This is a genomic window from Oleiphilus sp. HI0086 (genome assembly GCF_001635225.1).
Genome location: NZ_LWFZ01001165.1, coordinates 1 through 707, shown reverse-complemented (window position 1 = coordinate 707; position 707 = coordinate 1). Strand labels below are relative to the sequence as shown.

The window sequence follows — 707 nt, the reverse complement described above, 5'->3', positions numbered from 1 at the left end:
CAAGGTGATAGCACCCGCATCGCATCACCTTCTTCTCGAACAGAGCAAATTACCAAGGATATGCTTGCAGCCTTGGATTGCCTTGAAACTCAGTTTAACCACTGCAGTGTAATTTCTTTTGGCCTTTGTACAGGTGCCGAGAACGCTCACAAAATTGCTGTAAAGGATGATCGTGTCAAAGGTTTAGTTTGGATAGATGGCTATGGTTACCTAAGTCCAAAGTTTAATCGTGTGAAATTTCTCAAAAAGCTATCTCAGCCCTTCAACCTGATTAAGGCTTTAATTAAGCGGCTGACTAAAACCAAAGCTATGTCTTCAGAATCGAGCGATAATCAAGCAAATAATGTTGATGACTATGTCTGGCGCTTACCGGAAAAAAGTCAATATAAGGCCGACATGGAAGTATTGCATCAACGCGAAGCCAAGTGCCTATATGTCTACAGCGGAGGGGTACAGTCCTACTACAACTATCAGGGACAAATGAAAGATGCTTTTCCTGGCGAGTTCTTCACGCAAATATTTGAAGAAGTCTATTTCCCCAAAGCTGACCATACTTTTTTCATGCTGAACGATAAGCACAGCTTGTTCGACGCGATTAAAAACTGGTTAAGCAGACATTACTAAAGTGAGGCAAGGATGCTTTCGATTAAACCAACAACCACCACCATCGGCCTTTTTTTTGTAATGGTTTTTGCCTCGTACTGGCT

At 42.1% G+C, this 707-nt stretch carries 1 protein-coding gene; it reads left to right on the top strand.

Annotation, left to right across the window (positions count from 1 at the left end; all coding sequences use genetic code 11):
• A partial coding sequence (locus A3756_RS28065) for a hypothetical protein (protein ID WP_068554467.1) occupies positions 1-624 on the top strand: 624 nt, incomplete at its 5' end.
• Positions 625-707 lie beyond the last annotated feature (83 nt).